Genomic DNA, 21446 nt, shown 5'->3' on the forward strand with positions numbered 1-21446 from the left:
AGTGACTCTCATAGTCTCCCAACGCCTCGCCAGGGGTGAACCTTCCCCCGGCCGATTACGGGACGTTTACGCGATCATCGCCGCGCCACGCCGTACGGGCGGGCCGTCGGTCAGCGCTCCGTACGAGGCAGCAAGCCGCTGTACTGCGTCGCGCAGCGTGTCCGGCTCCAGCGTGTACGGCAACCGCAGGAACGACTCCAGCCCGCCGTCGGGGGAGAACCGCGACCCAGCCACCACCAGTACGCCGTTCCGCTGCGCCACCCCCACCAGGCTGGATCCGACCGGCTCGGGGAGTTCGCACCACAGTGACAACCCGCCGCCGGGCACCTCGAACCGCCACGACGGCAACTCGGCCCGTAGCGCGGAAGCCAGCGTGTCCCGGCGCAGCGCGAGCCCGGCCCGTCGCTCGGGCAGGATCGTCGACCGCCGCCGCAGCAACCGGGTGACCACGAGTTGATCGAGCACCGGCGCCCCGAGATCCATCGAGGCGCGGGCGTCGAGGATGCGCGCGACCAGCGTCTCCGGGACCCGCAGCCAGCCGATCCGGAGCCCGCCCCAGAACGACTTGCTCACCGAGCCGACGGTGATCACGCCGGCCGGATCGAACAGCGCGAACGGCGGTGGCATCTCCTGCCCGTCCAGCGCCAGTTCGAACAGCGTCTCGTCAACGATCGCCGTCGTCCGGGCCCGCGCGAACGCGATCGCCAGCCGTTGCCGGTCGGCCGCGGACATCAACCAGCCGGTCGGATTCTGGAAGTCCACCACCAGCCACGCGGCCCGCGGCGACGACTGCCGAATCGTTGCCTCCAGCAAAGGAAGGTCCCAGCCGTGCGGGCTCATCGGCGCGGCGACCACCCGGCTGCCGCTGCGCCGGATCGCGTCCACGGAGTTCGGATGCGTCGGGCTCTCGGTCAGTACCCGGTCGCCGATCTGGGTCATTGCCCGGATCGCGATCGAGGTCGCGGCCAGCGCGCCCGCGGTGACGATGATCTGGTCAGGGGTCGTCGGCAAGCCCCGCGCCTCATAGGAGGCCGCGATCTCGGCTCGCAGTTCGGGCAGCCCTTGCGGGTGATAGCCCGGTGTCGCCAGATGGGGCGGCAACTCGTCCATCGCCTCCGCGACGGCAGTACTGATCCCCGGTACTGCAGGCGACGCCGCGCAGGTGAAGTCGTACAGCCCGTCCATGTCGATGCCGGGCGCGTGATGGCGTCCCAGTTCGGGCCCGACGGTCCGCGACGGCAGCGAGGTCACGCTGCCCGAACCGCGCTTGCTGGTCAGATAGCCACGGTCGCGCAGTTCGCGGTACGCCGAGGCGACCGTGGTCCGGCTGACTCCCAGGGCGTCGGTCAGTTCGCGCTCGGACGGCACCCGGGCGCCGGGCATGATCCGCCCGTCCGCGATCAGCAGCCGAAGCCGCTCGGCCAGGCTCCGGTAGGCCGGTCCGGACGCGTCGGACCAGGTCCCCAGGAGGCCGGCGAGCGTGCTGGCCGGAAGGTGCTGTCCTGTCATGCAGTCCACTATTACTCAATTGGCTATCGAATACCAGGCCAGTCGGCCTCAAACTGGTTCTTGTGACCGCCACTTCTGAAGCGCCCGCCGGCAAGACCGTCCGGGGGAGGCCGCTCGCTGCCCTGAACCCGATCGAGCAGCTCAGGGCCGGGCACCTCCCGCGACGGCTCGTCCAGCTCTACCTCGGCCTGACCCTGTACGGCGCCTCGATGGGCCTGATGATCCAGGGCAACCTCGGCCTCGATCCGTGGGACGTGCTGCACTCCGGCATCACCCAGCACCTGGACCTCAGTTTCGGCACCGTCGTGATCGCGATGAGCTTCCTGGTGCTGCTCGCCTGGATCCCGCTGCGCCAGTGGCCCGGCCTCGGCACGATCAGCAACGCCATCGTGATCGGCCTGGTCACCGACCTGACCCTGTCGACGGTGGACCGGCCGGACGAGCTCTGGCTGCGGAGCGTCTTCATGGTCGCGGGCATCGTGGTGAACGCCCTGGCCAGCGCGCTCTACATCGGCGCCCAGTTCGGCCCGGGTCCGCGCGACGGCCTGATGACGGGACTCGTACGGCGTACCGGCCTGAGCGTGCGGCTGGTTCGGACCACCATCGAGGTCACCGTGCTCGCCATCGGCTTCGCGCTCGGTGGCGTCGTCGGCCTCGGCACCGTCGCCTACGCCCTGGCGATCGGCCCGCTGGTCCACGTCCTGCTCCCGCTCTTCACCATCAAGCTGAACCTGCCGGCCGCGCGCCAGACCGAGCAAGAGGCCGGCAAATAGAACCGCGGGTGCCGGACCAGGGGGCCCGGCACCCGCATCGCAGGACCCCTCAGCCTGCGAACCAGGGGGTCAGCCGACGGTTTCCAGTTGCTTCTCCTCAGCGGCGGCCGGCTTGGTCTTCAGCTTCCGCGGCCACCAAGCGCGTTCGCCCAGCAGCGCGGTGACGCTCGGAACGAGGAAGATCGACATCACGAACGCGGAGATCACGATGCCGGTGGCGACCGAGAAGCCCATCTCGGTCAGCAACGCCATTCCGGCCAGCATCAGTGAGGAGAACGTCCCGGCCAGGATCAGCCCGGCCGCCGCGACCGACGGACCGCCGTGCTCGATCGCGAGATCCGCCGCCTCCCGTGGATCGGTCCCGCGTTCGGCCTCCTCGCGGAGCCGGGCGATCATCAGGATGTTGTAGTCGGTGCCGATGGCAACGACGAACAGGTACAGCATGATCGGCAGCGAGAACGTCACCCCGGCATGCCCGGCCGCTCCCTGGAACACGAGGACCGTCGCGCCGGTCGTGCTGAAGAAGCTGAGCACCACGGCGAGCATCAGCACCAGCGGCGCCAGCAGACTGCGCAGCAGCAGAGCCAGGATCACCGCGATCAACCCGCCCGCGACCGGGAAGATGACCGAGAGGTCGCGGCTGTTGGCATCTCGGATGTCGGTGTAGCTCGCACTCACCCCACCGAGCAGCGTCGTAGTACCGGCTGGTGCTTCGGCGTGAGCGGTGTCGCGCAGCTGTCCGTCGACCAGGTCCAGCGCCGACTTCGCGTACGGCGGATCCTTCAGTACTACGTTGATCTGCGCGACTGACTTGTCCGGACTGAGCAGCGCGAGTGATCCGTCGGCACCAGCCGGCAGCACCGACCCGACGCCGCCCACCTTCGCCAGCTTCCCGGCGTACGCCTCGAGCTCGGCCGGATCGAGCGGCGTGCCGTCGGTACTGCGTACGTACACCGTGGTCGGGCTGAGCGCACCGGCCGGGAATCCCGCCTGCAGGTCCTTCACCGCGCGAGCGGACTCGGTGTCCTTCGGGAGTTGGCTGAAGGCGTCGTAGTCGACCTTCATCCCCAGCGTGCCGAGCGCCAGCGCGACCATCAGTCCACCCGAGATCAGCGCGACGAGCGCGGGGCGGCGGGCGGTGAACCGGCCGAACCGCTTGAACATCGCGCCCTTCGGGGTCTTCTGCCAGGACTTCGACGGCCAGAACACCTTCGGGCCCAGCAACGACACGACCGCCGGGATCAGCGTGATCGCCGCGAACGCCCATCACCGCGACGGCGATCGCGAGGCCGGGACCGAGGCTCTTGAAGCCGCCGAACACGGCCAGCAGCAGCGCGCTGAACGCGACCACGATCGCGCCGGCCGCCGACACGATCACCTCGGAGACCCGCGCGGTCGCCGAGGCCAGCGCCTCCTTCGGCTGCTCGCCGGTGCGGAGGCGTTCCCGGAAGCGGAACAGCAGGAACAGGATGTAGTCCGTGCCGACGCCGTAGAGCACGACGGTGAGGATGGTCTGCAGGTCCTGCGTCACCTGCAGGTCGAACGCCTTCGCGGCCAGGGCGATCAGGCCCGGCGCGATCGCGCTGACCAGGCCGACCGTGAGAATCGGCAGCAGGGCGGCGACCGGGCTGCGGTAGATGAACAGCAGCAACCCGACGATCAGTACGAGAGTGGCGATGCCGACCACCACGAAGGCGTTGTCGAACGCGTCCTGGTTGTCGAGGAGGAGAGCGGCGTCGCCCGTTACGCCGTACTGGAGGTCGCTGTTCGCCAAAGCCGGGCCGGTCAGGTCGCGGACGCGCTGGACCGCGTCGAGTACGGCCTGGTCCTCGGCCAGCCCTTTGAGGCCGACGCTGACCAGTTGCACCTGTTTGTTGGGGGAGACCGCCTGAGGTCCGGTGACCGCGCCGGTGACGCGGTCGATCTTCGCGGCGGTGATCTTGGTCGCGAGCTCGGCCGCCCTGGCCTGGTCGGCCGCGGTGAGCTCGCCGCCGTCGGTCCGCTTGATCACGATGCTCGCGGTGGCGTCGTTGGTCTGGCCGAACGCGTCGGCGGCCAGTTGCTGCGCCTGAACGGACTCGTAGGAGTCGGGCAGGAAGCTGGTCTGGTCCTTGTTGGTGACGTCGGCGAGCGTCGGTGCGAACGCGACCACGGCGATCGCCGCGATCACCCAGGCGGCGATCACCTTCCAGGGGTTGTGGACGACGAAGCGTCCGAGCTTAGTGAACACGGGGTCCTCCCGAGATGCTGTCACTCTGTCTACCTGCCGGTCGGTTGGTAGACTACCTGCCGCACGGTAGGTAAGAGAAGTGAGAGGGTGGTCACGTGCAGCACGAGACCAGGGCCCGCGACACCAAGGGCGACATCCACCGGGCCGCGCTCGACCTCTTCTCGACCCGCGGGTACGAGAAGACGAGCCTGCGGGAGATCGCCGAGCAGGTGGGCATCACGAAGGCGTCGTTGTACTACCACTACTCGTCGAAGCAGGACCTGCTGCAGGCGATCATCGGCACGTTCTTCGACGACATGCGCGCCGTCTTCGACCAGGTCGACGACCAGCCGTGGTCACCCGAGCGCGAGCGTGAACTGCTCGGCGCGTACCTCGACGTGGTGATCAACCACCGCTCGACCGGTCCGACCATCCTGCGGGACATCGCCGCGGTGCTGGCGGCGTTCGGTGATCAGTTGGACGACCTGATCGAGCAGAGCCGCCGCTTCCAGGTCTGGCTCGCCGGCCCCGACCCGAAACCCTCTGACCGGATCCTGGCCGCCGCCGCGGTGGAGGTCGTCGGCGCCGTATTCTCCGCCGGGCTCGACCAGTCCGAGGTCCCGGACGAAGAATTCCGCACCATCCTGCTGGACGCCGCCACCGCGGTTCTCGCCCGCCGCCAGCACCACCGCTAGCCCTGGGTTCACAGACAGACGACCGCCGCCAAGCGGGTGCTTGGCGGCGGTCGTTTGTTGGGTGCTTGGCGGCGGTCGGGTGTTGCTGGTGCGCCGTTCTCGCCGACCAGCGCCTGCGCCTCGCCGCCGTTACTGCTCGCGGCCGTCTGGTTTGTTGCCTCGGCCGGCACCGGACTGCTCGCGGGGCTTGGTGGTCGACTGCGCTGTGCTCGGCTTGGTGGCGCCCGAAGCACCTGCGACTCCGCTGAACGCGGCTGCGGCGGCTTTGTCCGGTGCTTGCTGGCTCCCACCTCCGGTCTTCTGGCTTTCGGCCGGCCCGGTGCTCTGCGGCTTGGCAGCCTCTTGCGGGGTCTGGCCTCCCGCAGGCGTCACCAGGTTTGCGAAACGCTGGGTCTCCTGGAGTTGCGCCTTCCCAGCACCCTGCTCCTGCTGCGACGTGCTGGTGCCTGCTGCCTCCGCGGCGGGATTGGGCATGTTGTTGTTGAGCCCCGCATGCACCGCCTTGGCCAACGCCGCCCGCTCATCAGCCGTCTGCCCCTGAGCCGGCTGCACCTGAGCCGGCTGCACCTGACCCGGCTGCACCTGACCCGGCTGCGCTTGACCAGGCTGCGCCTGACCCGGTTGCGCCTGACCCGGTTGCGCCTGACCAGGTTGCGCCTGACCAGGCTGCGCCGGGGCCTGCTGCGCCTGGGCCGGTTGGATCGGCGTCAGCCGTAGCTGGACCGGGTGTGAAGCCTGGGCCGCGGGCTGCGGGCGCGCGCTGCGCCCGGTCGGGTTCTGCCGGCGCTCGGTGTAGTCGGCGTGGAACTTCTTCGCCTTCTCCGTGGGATACGTCTTCACCGCCTTGGCCCAGCGCGACGCCGTGTTCACCGCATTCGCAACCCGCTGCCCCGCGCTCTCAGACGGAGCCGCATGGGCCGGACCAGGCCCCCGAGCCGCCTGCGCCGCAGCTCGAGCACGAGCCTCAGCCTGATGCTGCTGCGCCGCCTGCTGAACGCCGGCCTGCAGCGGCGCGGTCATCTGCGCCTGAGACAGCAACTTCAAATCCTGTTTGCTGACCCGCGACCGCCCGATCGCCTCCCGAACGGACGGGTCCATCCGTTTCACATCCCGCGCGGCCTGCGCGTAAGCCGCCTTGAGCGTCGCGGTCCCCTTCCGGGTCTCCTGCCAACGAGAAACCCGGTTCGACAGCTTCTTGAACGGATTCCGCGTCCGCTGCGCCGCCGGCGTCGTCGCCTGAACCTGAGCGGCGGCCTGCGCAGTGAGCTGCCGAGCGAAGCGCGCCTCATTCGGCCCGTACATCGCAGCCGTGTTGGCCTGCGCCAGATGCTTGAGGTCGTCCTTCGTCATCCCGGACCGCCCGACGGCAGCCCGCATCGCCGGGTCCATCCGCTTCACGTCGCGCGCGGCCTGGGCGTACGCGGCCTTGAGTGTCGAGGTGCCACGCCGGGTGTTCCGCCAGCGCGAAACTCCAGCGGCGAGGCGGCGGATCGCGCCGGGGCCCTGGTGCGGTGTGCTCATCAGGTCTCCTAGTCGATGTAGACGGCGTAGTTGACTCCGACAGCCGTCGTCAACGGCTCCTTGCTCGGCTTGGTGCTGTACAGGTGGTACTGCGCCCCATTGCGGAGCCAGACCGCAAGATGCCGACGGCCCGCACCGCTTCCCGGTTCCCACTGGTCCTCGAAGCCCGGGGTGCTGTCGTCACCGACATAGTCGGGAGCACCCCAGTGGCGGGTAGCCAGTTCGAGGTGATCCGGCCAGTGCTCGTCCAAACCGGTCTCGGCCGCGGCGATGTCGTCAGGCCCGATCTCGTACGCCGACCAGCCGCTGTCCGGGCAGTCCGAGAACGCGAGGCCACCGAAGACGATCATCGTGGTACCGCGCCGGGTGGTGAACCCCCAGGAGACCATCGAGTCGTCGATCACCTCACCGGCGTCCAGCGGCCACGGCGTCCAGGTGGTGTGCCTCATCACCCGGTGGACCAGGGCGCGGACGACCTCCGGGCCGGACTCGTCGTCGTCCGGGCCGGCCAGGACAGTCCAGTCCGTGATCTCGGCGAGGTCGGCCATCGCCAGGTCGTCCTCGTCCAGGGGCCTGTCCTGCGTCTTCATCCGGGTCGCTCCCTCTCCAGTCGTGACTGAAAGTCATCGATCGAAACCGTAGGCCCGATCCGGGGTCACCGCCACCGGTCATCCACAGCCTGTGCCGTCGGCGGCGCCGAGAGTCTGGGGTTGTGGACAGGGTGCGGGGCCGGATAGGACCAGGACGTAGGCTGGTCCGGTGAATCACGAACACCGCTACGGCTTCGAGACGCTCGCCATCCACGCCGGGAACGAGCCCGACCCCACCACCGGTTCGGTGGTGCCGCCGATCTACGCGACCAGCACCTACAAGCAGGACGGTGTCGGCGGGCTCCGCAACGGCTATGAGTACTCCCGGTCGGCCAATCCGACCCGGACCGCTCTGGAGGAGTGTCTGGCGGCGATCGAGGGCGGCAACCGCGGGTTCGCCTTCGCCAGCGGCCTGGCCGCCGAGGACACCCTGATCCGTTCGCTCTGCGTGCCGGGTGACCACGTGGTCTTCCCCGACGACGCGTACGGCGGCACCTTCCGGCTGTTCGCGAAGGTGCTCGGCACCTGGGGTGTCGACATGACCCCGGCGGCGGTCACGCATCCGGAGGCGATCCGGGCCGCGATCCGCCCGGGCAAGACCAAGGTGGTCTGGCTGGAGACGCCGACCAACCCGCTGCTGAACGTGGCCGACATCGCGATCGTGGCGCAGATCGCCCACGACGCCGGCGCGCTGCTCGTCGTCGACAACACCTTCGCCTCGCCCTACCTGCAGCAGCCGCTCGAGCTCGGCGCCGACGTGGTCGTGCACTCGACCACGAAGTACATGGGTGGGCACTCCGACGTCGTCGGCGGCGCGCTGATCGTCCGCGACGCCGGACTGGCCGACAAGATCGCCTTCCACCAGAACGCGATCGGCGCCGTCGCCGGCCCGTTCGACGCCTGGCTGGTGCTGCGTGGCATCAAGACGCTCGGCGTCCGGATGGACCGGCACAGCGACAACGCCGAGAAGGTCGTCGAGTTCCTGCAGCGGCACAACGGCGTCACCTCGGTGCTCTACCCGGGCGTCGACGGTCACCCCGGCCACGAGACCGCCGCCAAGCAGATGAAGCGGTTCGGCGGCATCGTGTCCTTCCGCGTCACCGGTGGCGAGGAGCACGCGCTCGACATCTGCAACAAGGCGGAGGTCTTCACCCTGGGCGAGTCGCTCGGCGGCGTCGAGTCGCTGATCGAGCACCCGGGCAAGATGACGCACGCCTCGGTCGCCGGTACTCCGCTGGAGGTCCCGGCCGACCTGATCCGGCTCAGCGTCGGCATCGAGACGATCGACGACCTGCTGCTGGATCTCGACCGCGCGATGTCGTGAGCCTGTATGTGGCGGTCGACTTCGGGTCGACCTTCACGAAGGCGATCGCGGTGGACGCCGGCTCGGGTGACCTGGTCGCCCGGGCCGAACACCGCACCACCGTCGACACGGACGTGATGGACGGCTGGCAGGCCTGCCGTACTGCGCTGCTGTCGGCGGACGCCGGTGTCGCCAAGGCCGAGGTGCTGGCCTGCTCCAGCGCGGGCGGCGGTCTGCGGATCGCCGTCGTCGGCAACGAGGAACTCGTCACGGCCGAGGCCGGCCGCCGGGTCGCGTTGTCCAGCGGTGGACGAGTTGTTGCCGTGGTCAACGGTGGACTGACGGCCACGTCGCTGAAGGCGTTGCGGGCGGAGCGGCCGGACGTAGTACTGCTGCTGGGTGGGACGGACGGCGGCAACTCGGCGGTTCTCACCAAGGCGGCGGCGGTACTGGCGAAGTACCGGTGGCGCCGCCCGGTGGTTGCTGCAGGCAACGTCGAGGTTCAGGCGGAGCTCGCGGAACTGTTGGCCGGCGCCGACGTGCCGCACGTGTTCGCGGCGAACGTGGTGCCCGAGATCGGGGTGTTCGCGCCGGACAGCGCGCGGGCCGCGATCCGGGAGATGTTCCTCGCGCACGTGATCGGCGGGAAGAACCTCTCGCGTGACCCCGGCTTCGCCCGGATGGTGCGCGCGGCGACCCCGGACGTCGTACTGCGTGGGGTCGAGGTGCTCGCCGGGTTGCACGGGGACGTCGCGGTGGTGGACATCGGCGGCGCGACGACGGACGTGCACTCAGTGATCGAGTTGGACCCGGAGGACGCGAATCTCGGCCGCGAGGTGGTGGCGACGCACCCCGTCACCCGTACGGTCGAGGGCGACCTCGGGATGCGGTGGAGCGCAGTACCGGTGGTTGCTGCTGGGGTGGAGGCCGGGTTGCTCCCCGAGGATGACACCGCACTGGCTGGAGCGGCGAAGCGGCGGCACGACGATCCGTCGTACCTGCCGGCTGACGCGACGGAAGCGTCGTACGACGAGACGTTGGCTCGGGTGGCTGCCACGGTTGCCCTGCGGCGGCACGCGGGGAGACAGCGGGTGGTCTTCGGGCCGGGCGGTCGGGTGATCGAGCGCTCCGGGAAGGATCTGCGCGAGGTCGATCTGCTGGTGGGGTCCGGGGGAGTGCTGCGGCACAACGGTCCCGAGGTCGCCGCGCGGATCCTCGGCGGCGTCGCGGCCGGTGCGCAGGAGGAGGGCTGGCTGGTGCCGTCCAACGCCCGCACCTGCGTGGATTCGGACTACGTCCTGGCCGGCGTCGGACTGCTGGCCGATCTGGACCCGGCCGCTGCACAAGGTTTGGCCGCACACATTCATGGATCCGTCAGCGCGGGGCACTAGGCTCGGAAGGACCTGAGACCGCGGAGGTGTCATGAGCACAACGGACGAGCCGGTGGCGCGGGACGACCCGGCCGGCACCTCGGCGGCGAAGCATTCGAAAGCCCACACCGCGGGCGTGGAGCACTCAGGAACCGCCGACACCGCGGGCGTGGAGCGCTCAGGAACCGCCGGCTCGGGCGGGGAGCGCTCAGGAGCCGGATCCTCGGCGGCGGAGCGATCGACGGCTGACGTTCCGGAGGTCGGACGGGACGAGCAGAGCCCGGTGGCGGACAACCAGGTCACCGATCAGGTCAGTGACACCGTGCCCGTGCAGGACCGCATCCCGCAGGACCACCTGGTGGCAGCCTCCAGCCGCGGCCCCGTCGATCTCGGCGTCACGCCCGCCATGCAGATCGCGAGCGCGTGGGCCTGGCGGTTCCTGGTCATCGTCGCCGCGATCGCGGTGATCGGCTGGGGGATGCGCTATCTCTCCGAGGTCGTCGTGCCGGTGACCGTCGGCGTGCTGCTCACCGCACTGCTGGTGCCGGTGACCACCGGGCTGCAGAAACTCCGGTTCCCCCGCGGCGCGGCCGCGGGCATCACCGTTCTCGGCACGCTGGTGGTGATCGCCGGACTGCTCACCCTGGTGGGGGCGCAGATCGCGAACCAGTTCGATCGGCTGTCCACCCAGGTGACCGAGGGCGTGCAGGAGGCACGCGACCTGCTCCGGATCAACTTCGGCCTGTCCGAGCAGGACATCACCGACTCGCTCAACCGGCTCCGGGAGACCGTGATGAGCGGTGGCGCGATCGGCCAGCGCGCCGCCGAGGTCGGTACGACGGCGACGCACGCGATCGCCGGCCTGTTCATCGCGCTGTTCTGCCTGTTCTTCTTCCTCTACCAAGGGGAGCAGATCTGGGCCTGGGTGGTCCGGTTGTTCCCGCGCCACGCTCGGGAGAAGGCGGACTCGTCCGGCCGCAAGGCGTGGGTGTCGCTGACGGCGTTCGTCCGGGCGACCATCATCGTCGCGGCGGTGGACGCCGCCGGCATCGCGCTGGGCGCCGCCGTGCTCGGCCTGCCGCTGGTGAGCGCGATCGGAATCCTGGTCTTCGTCGGCGCCTTCGTACCGGTGATCGGTGCCCTGGTCAGCGGAATCGTCGCGGTCCTGGTCGCGCTGGTCGCCAAGGGCCCGGTCGTCGCGATCATCATGCTGGGCGTGGTGATCGGCGTGCAGCAGTTGGAGGCCCACGTCCTGCAGCCGTTCCTGCTTGGCCGCGCCGTCAGCGTCCACCCGCTCGCGGTGATCCTGGCGATCGCGACCGGCGTGGTCATCGCGGGCATCGTCGGCGCCCTGGTCGCAGTACCGACGGTCGCCGTCATCAACACCATCGTCAACCACCTGGCCGGCAACGACGTAGACCCAGAACCACCCCGCCCCCTACCCCGCCGAAGACCCCCCGCCGGCTCCGCGCCGGCTAAAGCGGACCCTCCGGCCTGACCCCGGTACGCCGGAACGGCCGGCCCAGGCGGTCCCGGTCCTCGCCGGTGCTGGTGGTGAGCGCGTTCAGGGCCCGCCGCAACCACTTCATGCGGACAGTCTGCCGAACGAGGAAGGCCCGCCGGTTACCCCGGCGGGCCTTCGGTACAGCCAAGGAGTACTGCGGGTCAGTGCATCGAGGCGGCGGCTGAAGACTCGATGTTCTCGTCGTCGGGCTTCGGGGCGTCGGAGCGGCCGGCGAGTTTTTGTTCGGGCGTGATGATGGCGAGGACCAGGGCGATCACCAGGAACGGGAGTGAGACGAGGAAGACGTCTCCCATCGCGTCCACCAGACCGTGCAGGGCCCAGCCCTTCATCGGTTCCTTCAGGGCGTGCAGGGCCTCGACGCTGTTGGCGGCCTTGGCGAGTCCGTCGACCATGCTCTGGGTGGCGTTCGGGACGATCTCGCCGAGGTGGATCTCCAGCCGGCTGGTCAGCACCGCGCCGTACACGGCGGTGCCGATCGCGCCGCCCATCGAGCGGAAGAACGTCATCGTCGAGGTCGCGGTCCCCATGTGCTGCCGGGGCACGCTGTTCTGCGCGGCGGTGACGGTGATCTGCATCGACAGACCCAGACCGGCGCCCATCACGAACATGTAGATCGCCAGCTGCCAGTACGGCGTGGTCATCGACAGCGTCGACAGCATCACCATCGCACCGCCGACCAGGACCGCCGAGATGATCGGGTAGATCTTGTACCGCCCCGTCTTGCTCATCAGCTGGCCGCTCGGGATCGAGGCGGAGAAGATGCCGATGATCATCGGCAGCAGCGCCAGGCCCGACCGGGTCGGGGACAGGTCCTTGACGGCCTGCAGGTACAGCGGCAGGAAGATCAGCGCACCGAACATCGCGAAGCCCAGCAGGAACGTGTATCCGGCGTAGCCCGAGAAGATCCGGCCCTTGAACAGGTCCATCGGGATGATCGGCTCGGCCACCTTCAGCTCGACGAAGACGAACGCGACGGCCAGTGCGACCGCGCCGACGAGCAGCGCGATGGTGGTCCCGGCGCCCCAGCCGTAGGTCGGGCCGCTCCACGAGACGGCCAGCAGCAGCGAGGTGACCGCGGCGGTGACGACGGCCGCACCCACGTAGTCGATCTTGTGGCTGCGCTTCACGTGCGGCAGTTTCAGCACGGCGGCGACGATGCCCAGCGCGACCAGGCCGATCGGCAGGTTGATCCAGAAGATCCAGCGCCAGCCGGGACCGTCGGTCAGGACGCCGCCGAGCAGCGGGCCGGCGACCGAGGACAGGCCGAAGACGGCACCGAAGTACCCCATGTACTTACCGCGCTCGCGCGGCGGGATCACGTCGCCGATGGTGGCGAACGCGAGCGACATCAGACCGCCGGCGCCCAGCCCCTGGACGGCGCGGAAGCCGATCAGTTCTTCGATGTTCTGCGCCAGCGCGGACAGCACCGAGCCGGCCAGGAAGGTCAGGATCGCCGCGATGAACAGCGGGCGGCGGCCGTACAGGTCGGAGATCTTGCCCCACAGGGGAGTGGAGGCGGTCGAGGTCAGCAGGTAGGCCGTGACGACCCAGGACAGCTTGTCCAGGCTGTTGAACTCGCTGACGATCTGCGGCAGCGCGGTACCGACGATGCTCTGGTCGAGTGCGGCCAGGAACATGCCGGCCATCAGGCCGCCGAGGATCACCAGGATCTGCTTGTGGGAAAGGTAGTTCGGCTCAGGCGCTGAGTCGGTCGGACCGCCGCCTGCGGTGGCGGGCTCGGTGGTGCTCATGTGCTGCTCTCCGCGTTCTCTTCGGTGTTCAGGCGCGCGGCGTCCGCAGTACTGCGCTGCGAGGCGTCGGCGGTGCTCTGGTGTACGGCGACCGCCGCGGCCCAGCCCTTGTCGGCCCAGGCCTTGCTGTCGTCGGCGAGGCTGGTGACGCCATCGGCGAACCGGGTCATCAGCCTCTCGAAAGTCTCGATGTCGGAGTCGGACCAGCCGTCCATCGCCTGGCTCAGCAACGCCATCCGGCGCTTGGCGGCGGCCTCCCACTCCTGCATGCCCTGCTCGGTCAGCTCGACCCGGAAGGCGCGGCCGTCGTCGGGATCGGCGGACCGGCGGACCAGGCCCACCGTCTCCAGCGCCCGGACGTGCCGGCTCGCGGTGGAGGCGTCGATCTCCATCCGGCTGGCCAGATCGGACAGCCGCAGTGCTCCGTTGCACCGCAGCACGAACAGCACCAGGTGGGCGCTGTGATCGATGGTGTCGCCGGGCTGCTTGGACTTCAGCCGGCGGCCGATCCGGGTGAAGGCGTGCATGACGCCCTCCACCGGCGTCTGCGGAGCCCCTCCGTCATTTACATGCATGGTGCAAGCATATACATGCTTGCGTGATACACGCAAATGAGTTTCCGCCCGGTCCTGACTGCTCGCAAGTTGTTAACCGGGCGTTATCAAGAGGTCACGCAGAGGTAACGGGCAGACTGGTGCGCAACCGACTTCAGGAGGACGGATGCAGCAGGTCGCGGTGGTCACCGGTGGCGGGAGCGGGCTCGGACGGGAGATGGCGCTCGCTCTGGCCGCGGCCGGGTTCGCCGTCACGGTCACCGGGCGGACCGAGGAGAAGTTGCGGGAGACCGCTGCCGCCGCCGAGGAGGTCGCCGGGGTGGGAGCGGCTGGGGTCGGCGGGGTGCGGACCGCAGTACTGGATGTGGCTGATGGTGCCGCGGTCAGTGCGTTCTTCGGTGGGTTGGAGCGGATCGACCTGCTGGTGAACAACGCGGGGACGGGGGCGCCGGCGGCCGCAGTACCGGAGGTGAGCGAGGCTGACTGGCGGCGGGTGATCGACACCAATCTGACCGGGTCGTTCCTCTGTGCGCAGGCCGCGTTCGCGCTGATGTTGCGGCAGTCGCCCAAGGGTGGTCGGATCATCAACAACGGCTCGATCTCGGCGCACGTGCCACGGCCGCACGGAATCGCCTACACGGCGTCCAAGCATGCGATCACCGGGCTGACGAAGGCGCTCGAACTGGAGGGCCGGGCGCACGGGATCACCTGCGGCCAGATCGACATCGGCAACGCCACGACACCGATGACCGCGAAGATAGGTCAGGGGGTGCTGCAGCCGAACGGTTCGACCGCCGTGGAGCCGACCTTCGATCCGAAGATCGTGGCCGACTTCGTGGTGAAGATCGCGCAGTTGCCGACCGATGTCGCGGTGCCCACGCTCACAGTGATGGCCGCCGGCATGCCGTACGCCGGCCGCGGCTGACGCTCAGGGCTGGGACAAGTAGTAGGCGAGCGTGCCGCGGGTCTGCTGCAGGGTGTCGATGCGATCGTCCATGGCGGCGAGTTCGCGGTCCATCAGGTCGCGCAACTCGGCGCACCAGTCGAACTCCGGCCCCTCACCGACCGTGCACGGCAGGACAGTGCGGATCGTCTCGGTCGACAGGCCGGCCTTGAGCAGGACCCGGATCTTGCGGACGGTGGTGACCGCGTCCTCGTCGTACTCCCGGTAGCCGCTCGGGGTGCGTGTCGTCTCGAGCAGACCTTGCGCCTCGTAGTACCGGAGTAGGCGGGGGTTGACTCCGGTCCGCCGCGCCAAGTCGCCGATCAGCATCCACACCTCCGGGGTTGACCTTCTCACCGATGTCAGACTTTAGCGTCCGGGCATGACAGAACATTCCAACCGAACGGTGGGCCGGTGGTCGGCGCGGCTGTGGGTCGCGTTGCTGATCTGCAGCGGGGTGATCCTGCTGGACGGCCTCGACGTCTCGATGATCGCGGTCGCGATTCCGGAGATCCAGCACGAGTTCGGGATGAGTGCCGGTACGGCGCAGTGGCTGGCGGGCGCCTACATCCTGGCGTTCGGCAGTTTCCTGTTGCTGGGTGGACGGTTCGCCGATCTGTTCGGACGGCGGCGGGTGCTGGTCGTCGCGATGGGCGTGTTCGCGGTCGTCTCCGTGGTGGGGGCGTTCGCGGACGACGCGGTCCTGGTGATCGTGTCGCGGTTCGTCAAGGGGATGGCCGCGGCGTTCACGGCGCCGGCGGCGATGTCGTTGCTGACGACGACGTTCCCCGAGGGGCCGCAACGGAACAAGGCGTTCGGGATCTTCAACGTGTTCGAGGCGTCGGGGTATTCGTCGGGGCTGCTGGTCGGGGGACTGCTCGCCGCGATCAACTGGCGAGCCACCTTCCTCCTGCCGGTGCCGATCGCAGTACTGCTGCTGGTTGCGGCGCTGCGCTGTCTACCGCCGGATCCGCCGCGGACTGAACGAGTCCGGCTGGACCTCGGCGGCGCCGCGACCTTGGTGACCGGGATGCTGTTGCTGGTCGTCACCGTGTCCTCGGCAGAGCATGTCGGGTGGGCGTCGGGGCGGACTCTCGGTGGTTTCATCGGGGCGGCGATCCTGCTGGTCGGCTTCGTCCTGATCGAGCGGTCCGTGCAGCAGCCCCTGATCCGGCTCGGGCTGTTCCGCGACAGAGGTCTGGTGGCCGCCAACGCCAGCGCCGCCCTGCTGTACGGCGGCGCGATGGGCTTCCAGTTCCTGCTCGCCTTGTATCTGCAGAACCTGCACGGCTGGCAGCCGTGGCAGATGGCGCTGGTCCTGCTGCCGGCGGGACTCATGGTCGTCGTGATCGGCCCTCAACTCGGAACCCTGATGAACCGGTACGGCGTCAACCGGGTGCTGCTCGTCGGACTGACGGCCTTCATCCCGTGCTATCTGCTGATGCTCCGGATCGGAGACAAGCCGGACCTGTGGACCGTCCTGCTGCCCGCCTCCGTGCTGTGGGGACTCGGGTTCGCGCTCAGCATCTCTGCGTTGATGGTCGCCGGCACCAGCGGAGTCGCCGACGAGGAGCAAGGCCTGGCAGCCGGCCTCCTCAACAGCTCCCTGCAGGTCGGAGGAGCGACCGGCCTCGCCATCGTCACCGCCACCATCGTGCCGGCGACGAACCTGTCGGACTTCCCGCCAGGCGTGATGGTGATCCTCGGCTTCGCCGTCCTGACCCTCCTCGCCCAGCTGATTCGCCAAAAGGGCGTGAGGAATGTCGGCGGGGGCGCTTAGGGTCGCAGGGTGGATGAGCAGCGGGAGTCCTTGGTCCATGCGCGGGGGCTGCGGAAGTCGTACGGGGACTTCGAGGCGGTCGCGGGGATTGATCTGGACGTGCGGAAGGGGGAGGCGTTCGGCTTTCTCGGTCCCAATGGGGCGGGGAAGTCGTCGACGATGAGGATGATCGGGGCCGTCTCGCCGATCAGTGGGGGAGTGCTGCGCATCCTCGGCATGGACCCCGCCACCGAGGGGCCGCAGATCCGGGCGCGGCTGGGCGTCTGCCCGCAGGACGACACCCTCGACTCCGAGCTGTCCGTGTCCGAGAACCTGACGGTCTACGGCCGGTACTTCGGGCTCAGCCGGGCCGAGTGCCGCCGGCGGGCCGACGAGTTGCTGGAGTTCGTCGCGTTGACGGACAAGGCGAAGGTGAAGGTCGACGAGCTGTCCGGCGGGATGAAGCGGCGGCTGACGATCGCCCGGTCGCTGGTCAGCAAGCCGGACCTGTTGCTGCTGGACGAGCCGACGACGGGGCTCGACCCGCAGGCGCGGCACCTGCTCTGGGACAAGCTGTTCCGGCTGAAGCAGGCAGGCGTCACGTTGATCATCACCACGCACTACATGGACGAGGCCGAGCAGTTGTGCGATCGGCTGGTGGTGATGGACGCGGGGCTGATCGCGGCCGAGGGGTCGCCGGCCGAGCTGATCCGGGACTACTCGACCCGCGAGGTGACCGAGTTGCGGTTCGGGCCGGAGGTGATGCACGCGGATCACGAGGCGCTCGCGGGCAAGGTGGAGGACCTGGCCGAGCGGATCGAAGTACTGCCTGATCGGCTGTTGCTCTACACCGACGACGGTGAGCGGGCGGTCGCGGCCGTGCACGAGCGTGGGCTGGAGCCCGCGGCCGTGCTGGTCCGCCGGTCGACGTTGGAGGACGTGTTCCTGCGGCTCACCGGCCGGACGCTGGTCGACTGATGAGCGTCGTCGCCCTCGAGAACAGCCGGCGCCAGTTCGACTACTGGGCGACGGTCTACAAGCGCACCTGGAAGGGCAGCCTGGTCAGCAGCTTCCTGCTGCCGCTGCTCTACCTGGCCGCGATGGGGATCGGGCTCGGGTCGTTCGTCGACGACAACGGCTCGGGCGCGCTCGGCGGGGTCAGCTACCTGCAGTTCATCGCGCCCGGCCTGCTGGCGGCGACGGCCCTGCAGATCGCGGTCGGCGAGTCGACGTACCCGGTGCTGGCCGGCATCAAGTGGCAGAAGTTCTACTACTCGATGATCTCCACGCCGCTGCGCCCGGCGGACGTCATGTACGGGCAGCTCGCCTTCATCGCCTTCCGGGTGCTGACCACCTGCCTGGTGTTCACGCTGGTGATCGCCGCGTTCGGTGGGCTGAGGTCGGCCTGGGGAGTGCTCGGCCTGCCGGTCGCGCTGCTGGTCGGGATGGCCGCGTCCGCGCCGGTCTGCGCGGTCGCGACCAGGCTCGACAACGACTCGGGCTTCGCGATGATCTTCCGGTTCGGCGTGATCCCGGCGTTCCTGTTCTCCGGCGCCTTCTTTCCGGTGTCCCAGCTCCCGAACTGGATTGAGTGGCTCGCGTACCTGAGCCCGCTGTGGCACGGCGTCGAGCTGGCGCGTGATCTCAGCCTGAGCACGGTCGAGTTGCTTCCTGCGCTCGGCAATCTCGCCTATCTCGCGGCCTGGTTCGCGGTCGGCACCTGGTTCGCGGTCCGCGGCCTGACCGGGAGGTTGATCCGCTGATGGCGACACTGACTGCCCGGGTCCTCCCGGTGCCGGTGCGGGCCGGCGGCGGCCGGCACCTGGTCGAGCGGAACTTCCTGGTCTACCGGCGCTCGTGGATCGTGTTCGTGTCCGGCTTCTTCGAGCCGGTGTTCTACCTGCTGTCCATCGGCATCGGCGTCGCCCAACTGGTCGGCGACTTCCGGCTGGCCGACGGCACGGTGATCGGGTACGCCGCTTTCGTGGCGCCCGCGATGCTCGCGAGCTCGGCGATGAACGGCGCGATCTTCGACTCGACGTACAACATCTTCTTCCGGATGAAGTACGCGAAGTTGTACGACTCGATGCTGGCCACGCCGCTGCGGCCGTGGGACGTCGCGACCGGCGAGGTGACCTGGGCGCTGCTGCGCGGCGCGTGCTATTCGGCGATGTTCATCCTGGTGATGCTCGCGCTCGACCTGGTCGAGTCGTGGTGGGCGCTGCTCGCGCTGCCCGCCGCGGTGCTGATCGGCTACGCGTTCGCCGGCGCCGGGATGGCGCTGACCACCTTCATGCGCAGCTGGCAGGACTTCGAGTTCGTTCAGCTCGCCACGATGCCGATGTTCTTGTTCTCCGCCACCTTCTACCCGATCGAGACCTACCCCGGCTGGATCCGCTGGCTGGTCGAGCTCACTCCGCTCTACCAGGGCGTCGCGCTGGAACGGGCCTTCACCACCGGCACAGTCAGCTGGTCCCTCGTCCTCAACGCCCTCTACCTGACCGCGATGGGCACCTTGGGCATGTACGTCGCCTCCCGCCGCCTCGGCAAATTGCTCCTCAAGTAATCAACCGGCGTAGCCACGCGGTCGCGCCTTACGCCGTGACCGCCACAGCACCCTCCTCATCGACTCCCGAAGGGTAGGTGGGCGGTCGGGCCAACCGGCCGGCGAGACAAGTCAGCCAGAATTCACTTCCGCGACAGGTTGTGACCGGTCTGGACCGTAAGCTGACTCCCTGTGCGCGCCGTGTTCAAGTCCCTTGCCAACAAGTACAAGCAGGTCGATCCGCCGAAGCCCGTGACCAGGCGGTTGGCTGCCGGTCACCCCGACTGGATCGACGAGTCGATGAGGTGGCTGGCCGACGAGTTCGGGGACGCGATGCTGCTGCGTCCGATCGTGCGGCCGGCCGATTTCATCCCGGCGGACAATGACGGCTCCACCGAGGCGGCGCGGGAACTGTTCGCAAAGGTTTGCGACCGGATGGACGTGGAAGCGGATCGGCTCGACCTCCGGTTCGACCTGGACGAGGTGCCGCCGCACCTGTCGCCGGCGCGACTGGATCAACTGACCCACCAGCGCGTGTCCGAAGTGGTGAAGGGCCGGTTCGGTCAGTGGCGCGAGGGCGAGGACCGCAACCTCGTGCTCGTCGCGGCCGGCCTGTTGGCGCAGCCGGAGGTGCTGGTGGCGGTGTTCGCGCACGAGGTGGGCCATGAAGCGCTGCTCGGCGCGGGCCGGATCGATCGCTATCGCCGCGACCAGGAGGCGCTGACCGATCTGTTCGCGGTCTTCGCCGGCTTCGGCATCCTGATGGCCAACTCCGCCCATGCGCCGCTGCCGGAAGGTCTCGAGGGCGGGAACGCTCCCCGTTTCTACCTGCGGGAGCACGCGCTGTCCGACGCCCTCGCGTACTACGCCTCGCTGCGCGAGGAGCGCACCCTGCCGTCCTGGGCCAAACACCTCGACTGGCCGGTCCGGATCCGGGCGATGTCGCGCCTGAGCAAGCTCGAAGAGGCGGCACAGGGCGGTAAATGAAGATCCCGGAGGGCTCATCGCGCTTAGGGCGTGTCTGGCGATTCCCTGCGTGCTGCGCGGCACCCGGCACGGCACCTCGCCGCACTGGGGCAAAGGCCACGATGGAAAAGCATCGAGGCCTTCACCCCAGCACGCCGAGCCACCGCACCGGGCACCTGCTCGCGACTGCAGGGAATCGCCAGACACGCCCTAGTGTGAGGAGATGAGCATCAGTGCGGCCGAGATTGCCCGGGCAGCGAACCTGCTGCACGACGTGGTGGCGCCGACCCCGTTGGAGTACTCGCGCTGGCTGAGCGACCTGGTCGGCGGGGACGTGTTCCTCAAGTGCGAGAACCTCCAGCGCACCGGGTCGTTCAAGCTGCGCGGCGCGTACGTACGGATGGCCCGCCTCTCCAAGAAGGAGCGGGCCCGCGGCGTCGTCGCGGCCAGCGCCGGGAACCACGCGCAGGGCGTCGCGCTGGCGGCCCAGTTGCTCGGGATCAAGGCGACCGTGTTCATGCCGTACGGCGCGCCGATTCCGAAGGAGAAGGCGACCCGCGCGTACGGCGCCGACATCCGCTTCGTCGGCACCTCGATCGACGACTGCCTGAGCGCGGCCCGGGCCTTCGAGGCGGAGACCGGGGCGATCCTGATCCACCCGTTCGACCACCGGGACATCGTGGCCGGTCAGGCGACCACCGGGCTCGAGATCGTGGAGCAGTGCCCGCAGGTGCGGACGGTCGTCGTACCGACCGGTGGTGGCGGGCTGATCGCCGGGATCGCGCTGGCGATGCAGCGCGACGGGATGCCGATCGAGGTGGTCGGCGTCCAAGCCAAGGGCGCCGCGGCGTACCCCGAGTCGTTGCTCCGGGGCGAGCCCGTGCAACTGGAGAAGATGGCGACGATGGCGGACGGGATCGCGGTCGGTCTGCCGGGACTGGTCCCGTTCACGGCGATCCAGCAGCACGTCAGCGAGGTGCTCACGGTCAACGAGGACTCGTTGTCGCAGGCCCTTCTGCTGGTGCTGGAGCGTGCCAAGCTGGTGGTGGAGCCGGCCGGCGCCGCGGCAGTTGCCGCAGTACTGGACGAGCCCGAGCGGTTCAAGCCTCCGGTCGTGGTGGTGCTGTCAGGCGGCAACATCGACCCGCTGCTGTTGATGCGGGTGATCCGGCACGGCATGGCTGCGGCAGGTCGCTACATGTCGCTCCGAGTGCGCATTCCCGACACCCCTGGCGGCCTCGCGACGTTGCTGACCGAGCTTGCCGCCGCTGACGCGAACATCATCGAGGTGCTGCACGAGCGCATCTCGGAGACGCTGAACCTGGACGAGGTCGAGGTGGCGTTGCAACTGGAGACCCGGGGCAACGAGCATCGCGAGCGAGTACTCGCGAGCCTGCGTTCCAACGGGTACACGTACACACTGAACTGAGGAG

19 protein-coding genes and 1 pseudogene are annotated in these 21446 nt (G+C 69.0%); 12 read left to right on the forward strand and 8 right to left on the reverse strand.

Features of this window, described 5'->3' with window-relative positions; all coding sequences use genetic code 11:
• Positions 1-66: 66 nt before the first annotated feature.
• Positions 67-1509 carry a MocR-like transcription factor YczR gene (yczR, locus tag ABD255_RS33560; protein WP_344220844.1) on the reverse strand — a complete coding sequence of 481 codons (1443 nt, stop codon included), beginning with the start codon at positions 1507-1509 and terminating at the stop codon, positions 67-69.
• A gap of 62 nt (positions 1510-1571) precedes the next feature.
• Here yczR and yczE point away from each other — a divergent pair, with 62 nt between their 5' ends.
• Positions 1572-2282: a membrane protein YczE gene (yczE, locus tag ABD255_RS33565; RefSeq protein ID WP_344220845.1), complete on the forward strand. Its 711-nt coding sequence runs from the start codon at positions 1572-1574 to the stop codon at positions 2280-2282.
• 69 nt (positions 2283-2351) lie between these two features.
• Here the strand turns inward: yczE and ABD255_RS33570 are convergent, their stop codons facing one another.
• Positions 2352-3446 carry an MMPL family transporter gene (locus ABD255_RS33570; RefSeq protein ID WP_344220846.1) on the reverse strand — a complete coding sequence of 365 codons (1095 nt, stop codon included), beginning with the start codon at positions 3444-3446 and terminating at the stop codon, positions 2352-2354.
• Between the two features lie 160 nt (positions 3447-3606).
• Positions 3607-4536: pseudogene (locus ABD255_RS33575) on the reverse strand (MMPL family transporter); the annotation flags it as partial.
• Between the two features lie 71 nt (positions 4537-4607).
• Between ABD255_RS33575 and ABD255_RS33580 the strand changes: the two are divergent.
• On the forward strand, positions 4608-5186 hold the full coding sequence (locus ABD255_RS33580) for a TetR/AcrR family transcriptional regulator (protein ID WP_344220847.1): 579 nt from the start codon (positions 4608-4610) through the stop codon (positions 5184-5186).
• A 129-nt stretch (positions 5187-5315) separates the two neighbouring features.
• On the opposite strand, the gene ABD255_RS33585 is transcribed toward ABD255_RS33580, so the two are convergent.
• Together ABD255_RS33585 and ABD255_RS33590 are read right to left on the reverse strand one after the other, a co-directional pair.
• A complete protein-coding gene (locus tag ABD255_RS33585) occupies positions 5316-6707 on the reverse strand; it encodes a hypothetical protein (RefSeq protein WP_344220848.1) in 1392 nt (463 codons plus the stop codon).
• Positions 6708-6715: 8 nt separating this feature from the next.
• The gene (locus tag ABD255_RS33590; RefSeq protein ID WP_344220849.1) at positions 6716-7297 is read right to left on the reverse strand and encodes a hypothetical protein; all 582 of its coding nucleotides are present in this window, start codon (positions 7295-7297) and stop codon (positions 6716-6718) included.
• A gap of 169 nt (positions 7298-7466) precedes the next feature.
• Here ABD255_RS33590 and ABD255_RS33595 point away from each other — a divergent pair, with 169 nt between their 5' ends.
• The 3 genes from ABD255_RS33595 to ABD255_RS33605 are packed head-to-tail and all read left to right on the forward strand — an operon-like array spanning position 7467 to position 11468.
• Positions 7467-8621, forward strand: a complete 1155-nt coding sequence (locus ABD255_RS33595) for a cystathionine gamma-synthase (RefSeq protein WP_344220850.1) — start codon at positions 7467-7469, stop codon at positions 8619-8621.
• A complete protein-coding gene (locus ABD255_RS33600; protein WP_344220851.1) occupies positions 8618-9991 on the forward strand; it encodes a glutamate mutase L in 1374 nt (457 codons plus the stop codon). Before ABD255_RS33595 ends, ABD255_RS33600 begins: the two co-directional genes overlap by 4 nt.
• Before the next feature lie 31 nt (positions 9992-10022).
• Positions 10023-11468 (forward strand): AI-2E family transporter, encoded by a 1446-nt coding sequence (locus ABD255_RS33605; RefSeq protein WP_344220852.1) that lies wholly within the window; start codon positions 10023-10025, stop codon positions 11466-11468.
• Between the two features lie 167 nt (positions 11469-11635).
• Here the strand turns inward: ABD255_RS33605 and ABD255_RS33610 are convergent, their stop codons facing one another.
• Together ABD255_RS33610 and ABD255_RS33615 are read right to left on the reverse strand one after the other, a co-directional pair.
• Positions 11636-13246: an MDR family MFS transporter gene (locus ABD255_RS33610; protein ID WP_344220853.1), complete on the reverse strand. Its 1611-nt coding sequence runs from the start codon at positions 13244-13246 to the stop codon at positions 11636-11638.
• Positions 13243-13821: a MarR family winged helix-turn-helix transcriptional regulator gene (locus ABD255_RS33615; protein ID WP_344220854.1), complete on the reverse strand. Its 579-nt coding sequence runs from the start codon at positions 13819-13821 to the stop codon at positions 13243-13245. Before ABD255_RS33615 ends, ABD255_RS33610 begins: the two co-directional genes overlap by 4 nt.
• A 145-nt stretch (positions 13822-13966) precedes the next feature.
• Here ABD255_RS33615 and ABD255_RS33620 point away from each other — a divergent pair, with 145 nt between their 5' ends.
• Positions 13967-14725 carry an SDR family oxidoreductase gene (locus tag ABD255_RS33620; protein ID WP_344220855.1) on the forward strand — a complete coding sequence of 253 codons (759 nt, stop codon included), beginning with the start codon at positions 13967-13969 and terminating at the stop codon, positions 14723-14725.
• A 3-nt stretch (positions 14726-14728) separates the two neighbouring features.
• Here the strand turns inward: ABD255_RS33620 and ABD255_RS33625 are convergent, their stop codons facing one another.
• Entirely contained in the window at positions 14729-15100 is a 372-nt protein-coding gene (locus tag ABD255_RS33625; protein ID WP_344220856.1) for a MerR family transcriptional regulator, read from the reverse strand.
• 25 nt (positions 15101-15125) lie between these two features.
• On the opposite strand from ABD255_RS33625, the gene ABD255_RS33630 reads away from it, so the two are divergent.
• The 6 genes from ABD255_RS33630 (at position 15126) to ilvA (ending at position 21442) form a co-directional block, all read left to right on the forward strand.
• Positions 15126-16523: an MFS transporter gene (locus ABD255_RS33630; RefSeq protein ID WP_344220857.1), complete on the forward strand. Its 1398-nt coding sequence runs from the start codon at positions 15126-15128 to the stop codon at positions 16521-16523.
• Positions 16524-16532: 9 nt separating this feature from the next.
• On the forward strand, positions 16533-17480 hold the full coding sequence (locus tag ABD255_RS33635) for an ABC transporter ATP-binding protein (RefSeq protein ID WP_344220858.1): 948 nt from the start codon (positions 16533-16535) through the stop codon (positions 17478-17480).
• Entirely contained in the window at positions 17480-18265 is a 786-nt protein-coding gene (locus tag ABD255_RS33640; RefSeq protein ID WP_344220859.1) for an ABC transporter permease, read from the forward strand. Before ABD255_RS33635 ends, ABD255_RS33640 begins: the two co-directional genes overlap by 1 nt.
• A complete protein-coding gene (locus tag ABD255_RS33645) occupies positions 18265-19068 on the forward strand; it encodes an ABC transporter permease (RefSeq protein WP_344220860.1) in 804 nt (267 codons plus the stop codon). Before ABD255_RS33640 ends, ABD255_RS33645 begins: the two co-directional genes overlap by 1 nt.
• 279 nt (positions 19069-19347) lie before the next feature.
• Positions 19348-20034: a M48 family metalloprotease gene (locus ABD255_RS33650; RefSeq protein ID WP_344220861.1), complete on the forward strand. Its 687-nt coding sequence runs from the start codon at positions 19348-19350 to the stop codon at positions 20032-20034.
• A gap of 202 nt (positions 20035-20236) precedes the next feature.
• Complete coding sequence (gene ilvA / locus ABD255_RS33655; RefSeq protein WP_344220862.1) at positions 20237-21442, forward strand: threonine ammonia-lyase; 1206 nt, start codon at positions 20237-20239, stop codon at positions 21440-21442.
• The last annotated feature ends 4 nt before the right edge of the window (positions 21443-21446 follow it).

The organism is Kribbella sancticallisti, from assembly GCF_039530625.1.
GTDB lineage: Bacteria > Actinomycetota > Actinomycetes > Propionibacteriales > Kribbellaceae > Kribbella > Kribbella sancticallisti.

Coding starts and splice junctions, on each gene's coding strand:
- ABD255_RS33645 (WP_344220860.1), top strand. CDS start 18,265: ATGGCGACACTGACTGCCCGGGTCCTCCCGGTGCCGGTGCGGGCCGGC.
- ABD255_RS33640 (WP_344220859.1), top strand. CDS start 17,480: ATGAGCGTCGTCGCCCTCGAGAACAGCCGGCGCCAGTTCGACTACTGG.
- ABD255_RS33630 (WP_344220857.1), top strand. CDS start 15,126: ATGACAGAACATTCCAACCGAACGGTGGGCCGGTGGTCGGCGCGGCTG.
- ABD255_RS33605 (WP_344220852.1), top strand. CDS start 10,023: ATGAGCACAACGGACGAGCCGGTGGCGCGGGACGACCCGGCCGGCACC.
- ABD255_RS33650 (WP_344220861.1), top strand. CDS start 19,348: ATGAGGTGGCTGGCCGACGAGTTCGGGGACGCGATGCTGCTGCGTCCG.
- ABD255_RS33585 (WP_344220848.1), bottom strand. CDS start 6,707: ATGAGCACACCGCACCAGGGCCCCGGCGCGATCCGCCGCCTCGCCGCT.
- ABD255_RS33570 (WP_344220846.1), bottom strand. CDS start 3,446: ATGTTCAAGCGGTTCGGCCGGTTCACCGCCCGCCGCCCCGCGCTCGTC.
- ABD255_RS33610 (WP_344220853.1), bottom strand. CDS start 13,246: ATGAGCACCACCGAGCCCGCCACCGCAGGCGGCGGTCCGACCGACTCA.
- ilvA (WP_344220862.1), top strand. CDS start 20,237: ATGAGCATCAGTGCGGCCGAGATTGCCCGGGCAGCGAACCTGCTGCAC.
- yczR (WP_344220844.1), bottom strand. CDS start 1,509: ATGACAGGACAGCACCTTCCGGCCAGCACGCTCGCCGGCCTCCTGGGG.
- ABD255_RS33615 (WP_344220854.1), bottom strand. CDS start 13,821: ATGCATGTAAATGACGGAGGGGCTCCGCAGACGCCGGTGGAGGGCGTC.
- ABD255_RS33620 (WP_344220855.1), top strand. CDS start 13,967: ATGCAGCAGGTCGCGGTGGTCACCGGTGGCGGGAGCGGGCTCGGACGG.
- ABD255_RS33590 (WP_344220849.1), bottom strand. CDS start 7,297: ATGAAGACGCAGGACAGGCCCCTGGACGAGGACGACCTGGCGATGGCC.